This window comes from Vibrio frigidus (assembly GCF_042465995.1).
Lineage (GTDB): Bacteria > Pseudomonadota > Gammaproteobacteria > Enterobacterales > Vibrionaceae > Vibrio.
In genome coordinates, this window is sequence record NZ_JBCDMC010000003.1 from 353,081 (window position 1) to 369,108 (window position 16,028).

A 16,028-nucleotide genomic window follows, 5' to 3' on the forward strand; every position below is an offset into this window, starting at 1 on the left:
CAAATAACTATTTTCCTCTTGCCTCAATGAGAATAATTATCAATACTATTTGTGTATTCAGTTATTCGTTCAAATGAGAGAGCACCATTATGCTTAAAACCATGACATTCGCGGGGTTGCACTTCAGCATTGCATTAACCATTGCCTACATCTTAACTGGCGATATTTTATTAGGTAGCTTAATTGCACTGATAGAACCAGCAGTCAATACCATCGCTTTCTATTTCCATGAAAAAGCGTGGAATCAAATTGCTTTCCTAAAGCGCAATGAAAACAAAACACAGACTAAAACAGCAAGCTTTGCTCTGATCCATTTTAATGTTGCTTTTGTTGTCACCTACCTTCTTACTGGCGACGCGTTTATTGGTGGAATCATGGCAATGATTGAACCAAGCATTAATACTGTTGCTTATTATTTCCATGAAAAAATTTGGTTACGCCGACATCATATTGCGACGACAACAATGACCAAACTCGCTTAAGTAGGATTAAATTAGCTTTAACTGATAATACTACTCAAGCCTGATACTTCTCTCTATTGACTTTGTTATGATATAAAACCATATTGGTTTCATATCATAACAAAATAAAAAATAATAATGAAAAAACTGCAACTCAGAAAGGCTTCTAGAGATCTTGTCCGTAGTCTGGGCGCTCTGGATACACACTATGGCGACTTTAGTTTAAGCCCAGTACAAATTCATACATTGGTTGAGCTAGGGCAAGAGCTCTCGACTATTAGCCAAATAGCTTTAAAACTGCGTATTGATAAGCCAAACGCAAGCCGAACGCTTACTTCTCTTGCAAAACAACTACTAATAGAATCAATCGTTAATCCCGATGATAAACGCTGTCACTTGTATCGCTTAACACAAAAAGGCGAACAGATTCTGAATCAAATTGAAAACTCAAGAAACAAACAGGTTCAGACAGTTATTGACCAGTTTGATGATGATGAACTAGAACTTATCGAATCAAGTTTAGCAAAGTACATCAAAGCATTATCATTATCTAGAGTTCAATCCTCTTTCATTATCAGAGACATAAAACCCGTTGATGACTCAAAATTAGCCTCTGTCATTAGAGAAGTATCTGCTGAATATGGTCTAACTGAAGACAAAGGATTTAGCGTTGCCGATCCCACTCTCGACGCCCTATCTAAGGTCTACGATGCAAAAAACAGCCAATATTGGGTAATAGAGCAAAATGGGAAGATATTTGGTGGCGCAGGATTTGCACCACTAACAGGGGACGAATCTGTTTGTGAATTACAAAAAATGTACTTTTTACCTGAGGTTCGAGGGAAAGGACTCGCGCGAGCATTAGCCGTGAAATGCTTTAAACAAGCCCGCGCAATCGGCTTTTCACAGATGTATCTAGAAACGACCGATAACCTTGTCGAAGCAATTGCGCTCTATAAATCGCTAGGCTTTGAACTTGTTGATAAACCCATGGGCAATACTGGTCATACCGATTGCGAAGTCCGCATGCTTAAAAAGCTATAAACAGCAGGCTTCATTCCTTAAACTGGATAATGCTCAACATTCAGGTTAGGGTTCAGACCAACTTGATGAGTTTGCTTTTGCTCATCAAGTTCTACTTCCAATAAGTACCAATGGTTATCTTTGTTCAACCTTGGTGCCTCCACTTGAAATAACGCCGTCGCTTGATTCGTTCTAATATCAAGCGGTATCTGATAAGTCATACCATCGAACTTAACCGATGCAGAAACTAACCCTGTCGCATAGACGTGATAAAAGAGATCCACTTTAAACTCGCATCCACCACCATGATGCCAAATTTGCTCAGTAGAAATGTAATCGAGTCGTACATGTCGAATAAAATGTAAATAAGGAGTTTCCCAGAGCCCTAATCTAGAGTCTCGTTTACGCGGTAATGCCCCACCTAAACTGCAAAGATTATCCTCATCTAACAACCAGTCATCTTCTTGCTCTAAAAACAAAATCTCAATCCGATTCCGACCTAGACGTAAATGTTGTTGAATATCCTTTCGGTAGGTCAGCTCTGAGCCATCACAATCAAAAATAGCCTCACCATTAATTCGAACTTCGGCATAAAAATCGATACCGCCGACAATAAAATCGACCACAGGAAAACTAAGCATTTTCTCATCCACTTCAATATCGTGCATTAAATGCCATTCTTGATTTTGTATCTGCGACTCAATCAATTGCTTAGGTAATATCTGACTAAAAGGAGCCGGAAAAATGATATCTCCTTGCGGGATAGAAAGATCGGTTAAAGGTGATAGTTGCCAGCGTCCAGCAAGTGGTAGTTGCATATTATCTTTGATTTAGATCAATTTTTGCCAGTATACGTAAATATTGATAAATGGCATAGCATTTGTCGCTAGACAAAAATTGACCTAATTGATTCAAACTTCCCTTTTGCTTATTTAGATCTTAAATTGAGCAATTAGTTGGCTTTGCTCACTAGAAAGTTGATTCAACGACTCACTATTACGAGCCGCTTCTTTCGCATCCTCTGCAATACTCATTGTCATATCCGATATGTGAACAATATTCTTAGCCACATCCTGTGCAACAGCGGTTTGTTCTTCAGAAGCGGTCGCAATTGAACGGCTCATGTCATTGATGTGCGTTAGGCTAGAAAGCATGTTTTCCAGTGAATCGCTCGTTTCATTCGTTTGCTTAACCGATTGCTCAGCGTGGACAAGATTATTTTCTACTATTCCTACGGCTTGGTCGGCTTTTCCTTGCAAGCTGTCAATCATCTCACCAATCTCATTGGCTGATTGTTGTGTTCTTGTTGCCAGAGAACGAACTTCGTCGGCTACAACAGCGAAACCTCGTCCGTGTTCACCTGCACGAGCAGCTTCAATAGCAGCATTCAATGCCAATAGGTTGGTCTGTTCGGAAATGGATTGAATAACCGTGAGTATTTCACCTATTTGCTGACTTTGAACTGAGAGCTGGCTGATAACCTGCGTTGCTTCATCTAATGAATCTTGAAGGCGACTCACAAAGCGTAAGTTTTTCTGCATGTTCTCCATGTTCGATTGCGCTTGCAGTGTCACTTCATCGACTTCTCTACTGGTTTCTGATGCGTGTGACGCCACTTCCTTTACTGCATGTTCCATTTCCGTTACTGCTGTCGCGATAGAGTCTGTCTGCTTGCTCTGTTCTTCTACTTTATCATTTGTCTTTTGACTCATAGCATGACTTTCATCTGCCACACCACTCACTGTTTCTGCTGACGATTGTATTTGCGAGATCAACCCACTTAATTTGTCGCTTAGACCATTTATATTGTCCGCAATAAGTCCAAGTTCAGACTGATAATTTTCGCTTATTTTATGCGTTAAATCACCACTGGCGAGTTTATCAATCGCTTCCATGATAGAGAATAAAGGCTTCTTAATAGAGCGCACAACAGTAAAGGTAATGATGACAGCCAGTAGTGTTGAAATAGCGGTCAAAATCAAGTTAATCATTAACGAGTCGAACGCCTCTTCTTCAGCATTTTTTAATGCCGACTCAGAGAGAGATCGGATATCAGAAATAATCACGACTGATTCCGATAACAAAGCATCCACTTCTTGAGCAATCTGTGCGAGCAGCATCGTACTTTGTTCATTGAGTTCGATGAATATTAGATGCTGTTGCAGTAACCCTTCTGAATTAATAATATTGTGTTGTAGCAAATCACGATATACCGCCACGATGTCTTCAGATTCAGGCATCGCCTTTATGATACGATCGGCTTTTTCACTAAAGCGCTCTAAATAGGCTGACAATTCACTCTTGAATGCATTTACTTCTTGTTCTTTTACTATAGACAACACTTTCTGCAGGTATCCAGCCGCCCCCTTTCCTTGAGTAAGTAAGAATTCAAGATCCCACGCTACTTGTTGCATTTCATCCGCTTTAGCATCGGAAATTAGATCATTGATATCTTGTTCGAAAAACAACCACTCTTCATCAAATGTGTTCAGTTCCTTCGTCGCAACTGAACGAGCAGAGGTTCTCTGATCATGAATATCCAGATGTTGATTTGCACCATTGATAAATACAGTCGCATTGCCATCAAGGTTATTCAGTTTAGCAACAAGTTGTGGATAATCAGATAATTCAGTTTCTAAAAGTGCGACCGTCTCACCATAGGATTGCTTTGCGTTACCTAAAGCCAACCTTAATTCAGTTCTACGCGCCTCTTGTTCGCTATTCGCGTGAACCAACATGGAACGGTTTACATCCTGAAGGTGCTGAGTAAGAACATTTGATCGGTCAAGCAGCCCGGTCAACGTAGATGCGGTAAGCTTTAATTGTTTAGACATACTCACTTGAGAAAGATAAGCAGACGTGCTTATCGCAAGGACAAAAAGGGTTACCGTTATAAAGCCTAAGGTAATTCGCTGTATCAATGACAAATGCATTACAAACCTCTACGCGATAGATATCAATAATTAGCTAGTCAGCACTGACTAGTATAGTTATATCGGCACGTATAGTTGATAGTTTAGACAAAATAGAAATTAACTTAAAAAGCATTAAAGTATGGGGAAATTGAAGGTAATAAATGAAATCGAAGGTTGTTGCCATGTCCTGTTGTCTGTGGAAATTGAAAGGCTGCATTTCAAAGATGCAGCCTAATAGTCAAATTCTATTACTCTTCTTCTATACCATCTTCTTCATAATCGACGTCATCACCTTCATAAAAAGTGCCCCATCCATCATAAATAATGTCATATTTTTCAGCAAGACTAATGAGCTTCTCAACTTGTAAATCAATAGCTTCAGCACTAAGTACAGATTCCATCGTCGCATCACAACACAATAGACGATTACCATCTTCATCTTCCGTCTCTTCTGCTTCTAATACTTCAAAGCCCATTTTGAACGCTTCAACAACCGCTTTCTCTAATGTTTCAAAATTTTCAGCAAACAAATGGTGTTCAATATCGTATAGAGCATCAGGATCACTTCCATCTTCCAAAAGAGCGTCGATGATCTGTCTAGTCTCTTCTTTTTGGATATTGATCAACGCTTCAACAGATAGGTATTCATCTTCGTGAGACATGCAGGTACTCCAGGTAGCAAATGAGGTGATTGAGTCGCCGTGAAATATCGCACGGATCGGAACGAAATACCACTAAGATTCACGTGTTCAAGACGATCTTATGTTGATCAAAACATTTTCTTAACAAATAAAACCATATTCAGAACAAAATCGTGTTTAGCCTATTCAATACTCATGAACAAATAATGAGTGGATATCAACTAAAAAATGATTCTTGATGAATTAGCTTTCTGTAGTAAAAAATACAATTTATCTTTTAAAAACAAAGCGTAAGAGTATAAAAACGATTAAAAAACAGAGCGTTCATCATTGTTGATTAGCATAATCAATCAAAATTCACGGTCATTGATAAAAGAGTAATCTGTTGATTAATTGCTAATTACCACAATGAATTGAAGTTTTCTCTAGTTAAATTATAAAAATATAAAATTATATTCCAACCAAGTAACTTGCAACTTAACCATAAGCTTGTCATAAAGGGGGATAGTCAATATTGTAAGGATACAGAATGAGCAAGTTGTACGTTGGATCTGAAGTAGGCCAGTTACGTCGGGTATTATTAAATCGTCCAGAAAGGGCATTAACCCACCTAACACCATCTAACTGTCAGGAACTTCTTTTTGATGATGTTCTAGCGGTTGAAGCCGCAGGGAAAGAGCATGACATATTTGCTCAAACTTTAAAAAATCAAGATGTTGAGGTTCTATTGTTGCATGACCTTCTTGTTGAAACATTAGCAATAGCGGATGCAAAAGAATGGTTATTAGTCAATCAAATTTCCGATTTTAGATATGGACCTACTTTCGCTAGAGATCTTAGAAACTATCTTACGGATATGGACAATGAACATTTAGCCACCATTTTACTTGGTGGACTCGCCTATTCTGAATTGCCAATTCAATCTTCCTCTATGCTTCCAAAAATGCATAAACCTATCGATTTTGTCATTGAGCCTTTACCTAACCACTTATTTACGCGAGATACTTCTTGTTGGGTTTATGGAGGAGTCTCACTTAATCCAATGATGAAAGCAGCTCGTCAAAGAGAAACCAACCACCTAAGAGCTATCTATCGTTGGCACCCAACGTTCGCTGGTAGTGATTTTATCAACTATTTCGGTGACCAAGACCTCCATTATGACAACGCAAACATTGAAGGTGGTGATGTACTCGTCATCGGTAAAGGTTCTGTCTTAATTGGAATGTCAGAGAGAACAACCCCACAAGGTGTAGAGAACTTGGCAGCGAATCTATTCAAATCTGGTCAGGCGAAGCAAGTTATTGCTCTCAAACTTCCTAAGCACCGCTCCTGCATGCATCTCGATACCGTTATGACCCATATAGATATAGACACCTTCTCTGTATACCCTGAAATCATCAATCAAAACTTGGAAACTTGGTCATTAACACCTAAAGGTGAAAATGATATGAACGCGAAGCAAATGCCGGATTACATTTCTGCTCTCGAATCAGCATTAAAAGTTGACCAACTTAAGCTCATTACAACGGGTGGCGATAACTATGAAGCAGAACGAGAACAGTGGAACGATGCCAACAATGTTCTTACCGTAAAACCTGGTGTTGTTATCGGTTACGAGCGTAATGTTTATACCAACGAAAAATATGATAAAGCCGGTATTGAGGTACTGAGTATTCCCGGTAATGAACTAGGAAGAGGACGCGGAGGGGCTCGCTGTATGAGCTGTCCTATCGAGAGAGACGATATTTAGAGTATAAGCGAGTTAAGCGGCCAATTAGGTCGCTTTTTTAAAAAGCGATCTAGCTCTCATATATAGAAACTTTAACGTCTCTATTTTAAATTTTAGAATTTGCATAATATTCCTTCACTTCACTAAGTCAAAATAACAAAATTGAAATAATTATTAAAATTATTGCATAATTAGCCGATTTTTATTTAATAATGTCTGTTAATGCTCTGTCTAATAGCCAAAAATGCCTTTCTGTCTTGCATATTTTTCTCATTCACATTATTAAAATTATAGAATATTAATCTATATTAATGACGAAATAACCCATCTGACATTTTCATCAAAGAAGACCGAACTATTTTCTCAAGATAAATTGTGACTACAAGCATAGATTGATCAGATGCAAATCTCTAAGATCATCATTAGAAATGACAAAAACTATTAACATCCAATATTAAATAATGAGTATAAAGGCAACGCGATGTATTAATTTTCAGTCAAATAATAACGACGCTTAAATTGAACACCGAAATTAAATTTATCACTAAATAACTAAATTTAGTGCGATATTTCTCATCCTAATAATCACCTAAAACTAGGTGAATAAGGAGATAACAATGACAACACATGCAGTAAACCAACAAGACAAAAAAGGACTCTTTGCTAATTTTAAGTTTCCATCTGCATACACTATTCTTTTCGCCCTGATCGCGATAGTCGCTTTAATGACTTGGATCGTTCCCGCAGGTCAATACGAAAGAACGATGAACGAAGAACTTGGTAGAGAAGTCCCAATTGCAGGAACCTACCAAGCGGTTGAAAGTAATCCTCAAGGTATTGTTGATATATTTCTTGCCCCTATTGATGGTTTCTACGATCACGAATCCTATTCTGCCGCTGCCATAGATGTCTCTTTATTTATTTTAGTCATTGGTGGTTTCTTGGGATTAGTGACCAAAACGGGCGCCATCGACGCTGGTATAGAGCGCGTAATGCATCGACTAGAAGGCCGTGAAGAGCTAATGATACCCATTTTAATGGCGCTTTTTGCCGCTGGAGGTACTATCTATGGCATGGCAGAAGAATCTCTCCCTTTCTATACCTTATTAGTTCCTGTCATGCTTGCAGCACGATTTGATCCGGTCGTTGCCGCGGCTACTGTGCTGCTTGGCGCTGGAATAGGCACACTCGGTTCCACTATTAATCCATTCGCAACGGTTATTGCATCAAACGCTGCCGGCATCCCATTTACAGATGGATTAATGCTACGAATGGCTATTTTATTTATTGGTTGGGGTATCTGTGTTGCGTATGTTATGCGATACGCCAAAATGGTGCGTGCCGATAAAACCAAATCCATTGTATACGACAAACATGACGAAAATATCGAACACTTTTTAGGTGATAATTCCGGCAAAGCATTAGAATTCACCACCACTAGAAAAGTGATTCTCACTTTATTTGCTGCTTCGTTTGGCGTTATGATATATGGCGTAGCGGTTGCTGGTTGGTGGATGGCAGAGCTGTCTGCCATGTTTCTCGCGGCAACGATTATAATCGGCCTTGTTGCCAAGATGAGTGAAGAAGAACTCACATCTAGCTTCATTGATGGTGCCAGAGATTTACTTGGCGTTGCGCTTATTATAGGCATTGCCCGAGGAATAGTCGTCATCATGGACCGTGGAATGATCACTGATACACTACTCAATTCCGCAGAGCATATTGTCACCGGCCTCTCTTCCGTCATGTTTATCAATGTCATGTATTGGTTAGAGGTATTACTCTCATTTTTGGTTCCGTCAACTTCTGGCTTAGCCGTATTGACGATGCCAATAATGGCGCCACTCGCCGACTTTGCAGGCATCAGTAGAGAGCTTGTCGTTACCGCTTATCAATCTGCGTCAGGTATCGTTAATTTAATTACCCCTACTTCTGCGGTTGTAATGGGCGGTTTGGCGATAGCACGTGTACCCTATGTTCGATGGATTAAATGGGTTGCTCCATTACTCGTCGTATTAACTGCCTTCATTATGATTGCATTAAGTATTGGCGCATTATTATAGGTACCTCTGTTTTTTTAACAGGCCGCTATTATATATAGCGGCTTTTTTATTGCTCACTATTTGTGAGTTTTATTTTTTGTGAATATTGTTTCACTTATTCTAACTAATCAACTGATTTTTTAGCGTATAACACCGCTAAACAACCATTTCATCGTTCATAGGAAAAACCCACTTATTTAATTGACAGGGATCATGTTAATGAAAAAAATAATACGTAAATAACACCTAAAAACAATAAGAATCGAGTAATAAGATGAATTAGATGAATATTATGTACAATCGGGTAAATATAGTAATTGGTCAACATTGAATAAAAATCCGAGAATAATTATTCATACTTTAAAAATCAATCACTTAGCGGAATAATAATAGTTTTTGACGCCATAAAACATCATTATAAAACTTTACGCTATATGAATAATAAATCCATATTAGCATGGGCAAATACTTGTAAAACCGTGTGATTAAGATCCTAGCTTATATAGGTATTAACGGTATTATAAAAACCAACTAGAGATGGAAGTCTATATTAAATATCTGATTGAATTTAATCAGGTCTGATTATAATTCATTATTAAAGAGAGATTGTGTTATGAGTAATTTCTACGTTGGTTCTGAAGTAGGTCAACTACGCCGTGTTTTATTACACCGTCCAGAGCGAGCTCTTAGTCATCTTACCCCATCAAACTGCCATGATTTATTATTTGATGATGTCTTAGCAGTAGAGCAAGCGGGTAAAGAGCACGATGCATTTTCACAAACACTCCGTGATCAAGGGGTAGAAGTCCTTTTGTTACATGACTTACTCACGGAGACGTTAGCGGTACCAGAAGCGAAAGAATGGTTATTAGATACTCAAATTTCTACGGTTCGATTTGGTCCACGGTTCGCTAATGACGTCAGGTGTTTTCTTGGCGATCAAACGAATAGCGAAATGGCCTCAATACTGCTAGGTGGACTTAGTTATGGTGAGATGCCGCTTCCATCATCATCTATGGTATGCGGAATGCACAACGAAAACGACTTTATCATTAAACCACTACCAAACCACCTTTTTACTCGCGACACGTCATGCTGGGTGTATGGGGGAGTATCAATAAATCCAATGGCGAAACGAGCTCGTCAGCGAGAAACCAATCATCTAAGAGCAATTTATCGCTGGCATCCTACTTTTTCAGGTCAAGCGTTCATTAAATACTTTGGTGATGAAGAGAAAAATTACGATTACTCCACAATAGAAGGTGGAGATGTTCTTGTTATTGGTAAAGGCGCAGTATTGATAGGAATGTCGGAAAGAACCACCCCTCAAGGCGTAGAGCAATTGGCCTCTGGTCTATTTAAGCATGGTCAGGCGAAACAAGTTATCGCCATGGAACTACCTAAGCACCGTTCATGCATGCATCTCGATACCGTGATGACTCACATGAGAGAAGATACATTTTCGATTTATCCAGAAGTGATACGTAAAGATATTAAATGTTGGAAGCTTACTGGCGATGAAACAGGGACGGTGAATGTTAAGGAAGAGGGCTACTTCGTCACTGCAATTGAAAAAGCACTTCAGGTAGATCAACTTAACCTCATTACAACGGGGGGCGACAGTTTTGAAGCAGAGCGTGAGCAATGGAATGACGCCAACAATGTTTTAACAGTGAAGCCTGGGGTCGTCATAGGGTACGAACGCAATGTATACACGAATGAAAAATACGACAAAGCAGGTATTACTGTCTTACCCATTCCTGGTGATGAGTTAGGGCGAGGACGCGGAGGTGCCCGTTGTATGAGCTGCCCAGTAGAACGAGACGATATCTAATTAAACAAATGTAAATATGCGGGTGAGATAACCGGCATGGAGATCAAAAATGGATAAGAAAACAGTAATAGTCGCATTAGGTGGCAACGCCTTACTTCGACGTGGTGAACCACTAGAAGCCGAAACTCAACGAGTGAACATCGCTACAGCCGCGAAAACCATTGCGGAAATAGCAAGCGAATATAATGTGGTATTAGTGCATGGTAATGGACCACAAGTCGGACTATTAGCACTTCAAGGGCTAGAGTACAAAAAGGTAAACCCATACCCTCTTGATGTGCTCGGTTCAGAAACCCAAGGAATGATCGGCTATATGTTGATGCAGGAACTTAAAAATTGCCTTCCAAAAACAGACGTAACTTGCATGCTTACTCAAATGACGGTAGATCCTGACGATCCCGCATTTATCAATCCAACCAAGCCTATTGGCCCAATATATCAAGAAAGCGAAGCGCGTTCATTAGCAGAAAAATACCATTGGACCATTAAACCGGATGGCGACTATTTTCGTCGAGTTGTGCCTAGCCCATTACCGACAGGGATAGTTGAAGTGAATGCAATTTCAGCACTAATAGAACGCAACCACCTTGTCATTTGTGCAGGTGGTGGTGGTATTCCTGTAAAATATGAAAACCAAAAGCTGGTGGGAGTCGAGGCGGTGATTGACAAAGACATGTCTGCTGCTTATCTAGCAAAACAATTAGATGCGGACGCGTTACTCATTTTAACCGACACCGACGCCGTATATTTAGATTGGGGTAAGCCCACTCAAGAAGCGATAAGAAAAACAACACCGAGCATATTGGCCAAGTATCAGTTTGATGATGGTTCGATGGGACCAAAAATTAAAGCCTCTTGTGAATTCATCAATTCCGGTGGCAAATTTGTTGGTATAGGTTCGCTGCAAGATGGCTTACGTATATTAAAAGGTGACACAGGAACAAATATTATTGCAAAAATATAGAATATATATTCACTTTAACTCCGTAATGAGTTACATATAAATAATTGAATCTGGTTATCGTCAAAAATAGAGAGATAGCCCGTTTCCACTCTAACTTTATTTCCACCCAAAGCATTAAGGGGAATCAACATGGCTTTTAACATTCGAAACCGTAACTTTTTGAAACTACTAGACTTCACACCACGTGAAATACAGCATCTTCTAGAGCTTTCGGCTGAACTTAAGAAAGCAAAATATAACGGATACGAACAGCCACGCCTTACTGGTAAAAATATTGCTCTTATATTCGAAAAAGCATCAACGCGTACTCGCTGTGCATTTGAAGTTGCCGCATTTGATCAAGGTGCTCAAGTCTCCTACATCGGTCCTTCTGGCTCACAAATTGGTCACAAAGAATCAATGAAAGACACGGCTCGTGTATTAGGGCGTATGTACGATGGTATTGAATATCGCGGTTTCGGTCAGGAGATTGTTGAGGTGTTAGGTGCTCACGCCGGTGTTCCCGTTTGGAACGGTTTAACCAATGAGTTTCACCCTACTCAAATTCTTGCTGATTTCTTAACGATGATAGAACATGGGCGGGGCAAGCAGCTACACGAAATAACCTTCGCCTACCTTGGTGATGCTCGCAATAACATGGGTAATTCATTGCTTGTTGGTGCTGCAAAAATGGGCATGGATATTAGACTTGTTGCCCCTAAACAATTCTGGCCAGAAGCGTCTTTGGTTGCAACATGTAAAGACATTGCAGAAAAAACGGGTGCAAAAATTACCATGACAGAAAGCGTGCAAGAAGGCGTTCAAGGTTGTGACTTCTTGTACACCGATGTTTGGGTATCAATGGGAGAATCTCAGGAAGCTTGGGATGAACGTGTGAAACTGATGACTCCGTATCAAGTTAACATGAGTACAATCAAAGCGACCGGCAACCCACATGTGAAATTTATGCACTGTCTACCTGCATTCCATAATGATGAAACGACGGTTGGGAAAGAAGTCGCTGAAAAATATGGCATGTCAGGACTAGAGGTGACAGAGGATGTATTTGAATCTGAACACTCAATCGTATTTGATGAAGCGGAAAATAGACTACACACTATTAAAGCAATAATGGTGGCAACATTAGGTCAATAACGGTTTAAGATAACCGAGATTTACAGATCAAGTTTTCTGTTATTCTCGGTTTTTTATTCACTGCACAAAATAACCTATTAAAACCATCATTTTTTCACATAAATTTCTTAACCGATTGTTTTAAAGATTAAAATGTATGCTTTTATTTATTCAGTAAACGTAATGTAATGCATTTCATTAAAAGTTGATGTAATCGCTTGCGTTCACAAAAAAGGCGAGTATAATCTCCGGCAATTTGTCTAAATAGAGATAGAAAATGAATCCTGTAGTATTAAAAAATCAGGTGTGCTGCCGACCAGTATCGGCACTATATTCATTTCTTATTTTTGTTATTTTTGTTAAATAAAGCCTCCTTGTTTAAGGGGGCTTTTTTTTGTCTCAATGATTTATACCAACTAAAAAGGGAAGAGCGTCATGGCGAACTCGCTGTTTAAAAAGCACATCATTTCCATCCCAGAATTTCAACGCAATGAGCTTGAATTAATCGTAGAAACCGCTGGTAAATTGAAATCTGAACCCAATCCAGAACTCTTGAAAAATAAAGTCATCGCTAGCTGTTTTTTTGAGCCATCTACTCGTACACGCCTTTCTTTCGAGACCGCTATCCAGCGCCTAGGCGGAACCGTCATTGGTTTTGATAATGGTGGTAATACCTCTCTGGCTAAAAAGGGGGAAACACTTGCTGACTCTGTGCAGGTTATCTCCTCGTATGTGGATGCCTTTGTCATGCGCCATCCCCAAGAAGGGGCAGCGAGACTCGCTTCTGAATTTTCAAACGGTATACCCGTTATTAATGGTGGCGATGGGGCAAACCAACACCCAACCCAGACTCTGCTTGACCTATTCTCAATCTATGAAACTCAGGGCAGACTGGACAACCTCAATGTTGCTCTTGTGGGTGATTTAAAATATGGTCGAACTGTTCACTCATTAACCCAAGCCTTAGCTAAGTTTGAGAACAACCGTTTCTTCTTTATTGCACCTGATGTACTCGCGATGCCTGATTATATATGTGAGGAACTGGACAATGCTGGTATCCCTTACAGCCTACATACGGAAATGGATGATGTGATACCTGAGCTAGATATTCTCTATATGACTCGAGTACAAAAAGAGCGGTTCGATGAATCAGAGTACGCCCATATCAAATCCGCATTTATCCTTTCAGCCGACCAACTTTCTGACGCCCGAGAAAACATGAAAGTACTCCATCCACTACCACGAGTAGATGAAATCGCCAACGATGTAGATAAAACCAAACATGCTTATTATTTTCAACAAGCAGAAAATGGCGTTTACGCACGTGAAGCACTACTTGCACTAGTACTTAATCAAGATCTTTAAGTGAGGAATAACAAATGGTAAACAAGGCACATCTACAAGTAGAAGCAATTAAGAACGGCTCTGTCATTGACCATATTCCTGCTCACGTAGGGATAAAGGTACTTAAGTTGTTTAGGATGCATAAGAGTGAACAACGCATCACCATGGGGCTTAACCTACCTTCATCAGCATTGGGCGCTAAGGATCTAATCAAAATTGAAAACGTCTACATCACAGAGGATCAAGCCAATCAATTGGCCTTGTATGCTCCCAACGCGACCGTTAACCAGATCGAAAATTATGAAGTTACCAAAAAACTTGCACTCGATTTTCCTGATAAAATTGAAGCGGTATTCTCGTGTCCAAATACAAATTGCATCTCGCATGGAGAGCCTGTTGATAGCAATTTCAGCGTCATCAAAAAAGTCGATAATATCCAGCTAAAATGCAAATATTGTGAAAAAGTATTCTCTCGGGAAATTGTCACTGAGCGGAATTAACATTCTCAATTTCGACAAATAGCTCACAAATTTTGTGCGCTATTTGTGTTCGATATACAGAAAAAAGAATAACTAGTAATCTTTCTCTTCTTTCCAATTGCTTCAACTCATTGTTAGCGCTCAGTTAATCTTTTTATAGATCTTTTACTCTGGATAAATGACTTATAAAAATGAATATAAATACTCAATTGCACTTTAAATAGGCCCATTTACAATATTTTTATTTGGTGATCGGGTTCAACAAAACCGCGTTTCCGCGCTGTTAAAATTACCACAATGGGTAAAATTATCATAATGAATACAAATAGATAAGAAAAACCTATTAATTGGCTCTGGGTAACAAATGGATCATTGAACCAGCTTTCATACACTCTCCAATAATTAAGGCGCAGTTCGTGAACAATCTTACTTATTCTAACGATTTTAAAACAGCTAACGAAGATAGCATTACCGACATATGCAGACGCTTATTGCAACAGCAAAGCTTTAGCACACAAGAAAGTTTAAGGAATGAACTTATCGACCTTGGTTATGACGACGTAAGCCAGTCTACCGTCTCACGTATTTTGACCAAACTTAACGTTGTGAAAATACCCAACGCTTATGGAAAAAAGGTTTATTGCCTCTCCATGGAAAATGAGGGTATTAGAGTAGATTCATCCATTTCGTCTCAGGTTGAGTTCGTTACACATAACCAGCTTGTCGTTGTAGTGAAGACTCATCCAGGCAGTGCTCAACTCGTTGCGCGCATTATAGATATGCAGCCTCACGAAGAGATATTGGGAACGGTCGGTGGAAATGATACAGTGATGGTCGCACCAAAAGATATAAACCGTATTTCTGAATGCGAAGCGATAGTACGTAAGCGCCTAGGTATGTCTCTATAAACCGATATCTCATCAATAGATACTTTGCCGCCAGTGCATCGTCGTTCACATCTGAATGGCTATGCGCGTGGCGCCTAGACAACTGCATTGGGTGAAATAATACATGTCTACATTAAGGATTAAAAATGACTAAAGTACTTCATACTGAACAAGCACCAGCCGCTATTGGCCCTTATGTACAAGGTGTTGATTTGGGTAATATGGTGATGACCTCAGGACAGATTCCTGTCATTCCAGCGACTGGGGAAATTGTTTCAGATGATATAGCCAAACAAGCTCGTCAATCATTAGACAACGTTAAAGCCGTGGTCGAATCTTCAGGATTAAGCGTTTCCAACATTGTTAAAATGACCGTTTTTGTCAAAGATCTTAATGACTTTGGTACGGTGAATGAAATTTATGGTCAGTTTTTTGATGAGCACAACGTTGCAAACTACCCGGCTCGTTCTTGTGTTGAAGTGGCTCGATTACCAAAAGATGTAAAGATTGAAATAGAAGCAATCGCAGTAAGATAAAATGGTTGCTCACTGAGAATTAAATAAGCGCATCTGAAAGGTTTCATATGCGCTTTTTAT

General features: G+C 39.5%; 14 protein-coding genes. 11 read left to right on the forward strand and 3 right to left on the reverse strand.

Annotation, left to right across the window (positions count from 1 at the left end; all coding sequences use genetic code 11):
* Positions 1–89 precede the first annotated feature (89 nt).
* Both AACW90_RS07250 and AACW90_RS07255 read left to right on the forward strand, forming a co-directional pair.
* Positions 90–482, forward strand: coding sequence for a DUF2061 domain-containing protein (locus AACW90_RS07250; protein WP_390232725.1), 393 nt, complete (start codon positions 90–92; stop codon positions 480–482).
* A gap of 117 nt (positions 483–599) precedes the next feature.
* Positions 600–1,505 carry a bifunctional helix-turn-helix transcriptional regulator/GNAT family N-acetyltransferase gene (locus AACW90_RS07255; RefSeq protein WP_390232726.1) on the forward strand — a complete coding sequence of 302 codons (906 nt, stop codon included), beginning with the start codon at positions 600–602 and terminating at the stop codon, positions 1,503–1,505.
* Positions 1,506–1,522: 17 nt separating this feature from the next.
* Here AACW90_RS07255 and AACW90_RS07260 read toward each other — a convergent pair whose 3' ends face one another.
* The 3 genes from AACW90_RS07260 to rraB all read right to left on the reverse strand — a co-directional run bounded on the left by AACW90_RS07260 (position 1,523) and on the right by rraB (position 5,061).
* Entirely contained in the window at positions 1,523–2,302 is a 780-nt protein-coding gene (locus AACW90_RS07260; protein ID WP_390232728.1) for a glycosyl hydrolase 2 galactose-binding domain-containing protein, read from the reverse strand.
* 114 nt (positions 2,303–2,416) lie between these two features.
* Positions 2,417–4,417 carry a methyl-accepting chemotaxis protein gene (locus AACW90_RS07265; RefSeq protein ID WP_390232730.1) on the reverse strand — a complete coding sequence of 667 codons (2,001 nt, stop codon included), beginning with the start codon at positions 4,415–4,417 and terminating at the stop codon, positions 2,417–2,419.
* Between the two features lie 230 nt (positions 4,418–4,647).
* The gene (rraB, locus tag AACW90_RS07270; RefSeq protein WP_390232732.1) at positions 4,648–5,061 is read right to left on the reverse strand and encodes a ribonuclease E inhibitor RraB; all 414 of its coding nucleotides are present in this window, start codon (positions 5,059–5,061) and stop codon (positions 4,648–4,650) included.
* A gap of 508 nt (positions 5,062–5,569) precedes the next feature.
* Here rraB and arcA (AACW90_RS07275) point away from each other — a divergent pair.
* The 9 genes from arcA (AACW90_RS07275) to AACW90_RS07315 all read left to right on the forward strand — a co-directional run bounded on the left by arcA (AACW90_RS07275) (position 5,570) and on the right by AACW90_RS07315 (position 15,968).
* Positions 5,570–6,790, forward strand: a complete 1,221-nt coding sequence (gene arcA / locus AACW90_RS07275; RefSeq protein ID WP_390232734.1) for an arginine deiminase — start codon at positions 5,570–5,572, stop codon at positions 6,788–6,790.
* Positions 6,791–7,386: 596 nt separating this feature from the next.
* Positions 7,387–8,832: a YfcC family protein gene (locus AACW90_RS07280; RefSeq protein WP_390232735.1), complete on the forward strand. Its 1,446-nt coding sequence runs from the start codon at positions 7,387–7,389 to the stop codon at positions 8,830–8,832.
* 592 nt (positions 8,833–9,424) lie between these two features.
* Positions 9,425–10,645 (forward strand): arginine deiminase, encoded by a 1,221-nt coding sequence (gene arcA, locus AACW90_RS07285; RefSeq protein ID WP_390232737.1) that lies wholly within the window; start codon positions 9,425–9,427, stop codon positions 10,643–10,645.
* Between the two features lie 49 nt (positions 10,646–10,694).
* Positions 10,695–11,609: a carbamate kinase gene (gene arcC, locus AACW90_RS07290; protein ID WP_390232739.1), complete on the forward strand. Its 915-nt coding sequence runs from the start codon at positions 10,695–10,697 to the stop codon at positions 11,607–11,609.
* Positions 11,610–11,738: 129 nt separating this feature from the next.
* Positions 11,739–12,743: an ornithine carbamoyltransferase gene (gene argF, locus AACW90_RS07295; RefSeq protein ID WP_390232741.1), complete on the forward strand. Its 1,005-nt coding sequence runs from the start codon at positions 11,739–11,741 to the stop codon at positions 12,741–12,743.
* Positions 12,744–13,157: 414 nt separating this feature from the next.
* The gene (pyrB, locus tag AACW90_RS07300; protein ID WP_390232743.1) at positions 13,158–14,087 is read left to right on the forward strand and encodes an aspartate carbamoyltransferase; all 930 of its coding nucleotides are present in this window, start codon (positions 13,158–13,160) and stop codon (positions 14,085–14,087) included.
* Positions 14,088–14,101: 14 nt separating this feature from the next.
* Complete coding sequence (gene pyrI, locus AACW90_RS07305) at positions 14,102–14,566, forward strand: aspartate carbamoyltransferase regulatory subunit (protein ID WP_390232745.1); 465 nt, start codon at positions 14,102–14,104, stop codon at positions 14,564–14,566.
* Between the two features lie 395 nt (positions 14,567–14,961).
* The gene (locus tag AACW90_RS07310; protein WP_275134913.1) at positions 14,962–15,453 is read left to right on the forward strand and encodes an arginine repressor; all 492 of its coding nucleotides are present in this window, start codon (positions 14,962–14,964) and stop codon (positions 15,451–15,453) included.
* A 125-nt stretch (positions 15,454–15,578) separates the two neighbouring features.
* Positions 15,579–15,968, forward strand: coding sequence for a RidA family protein (locus AACW90_RS07315; RefSeq protein ID WP_390232747.1), 390 nt, complete (start codon positions 15,579–15,581; stop codon positions 15,966–15,968).
* Positions 15,969–16,028 lie beyond the last annotated feature (60 nt).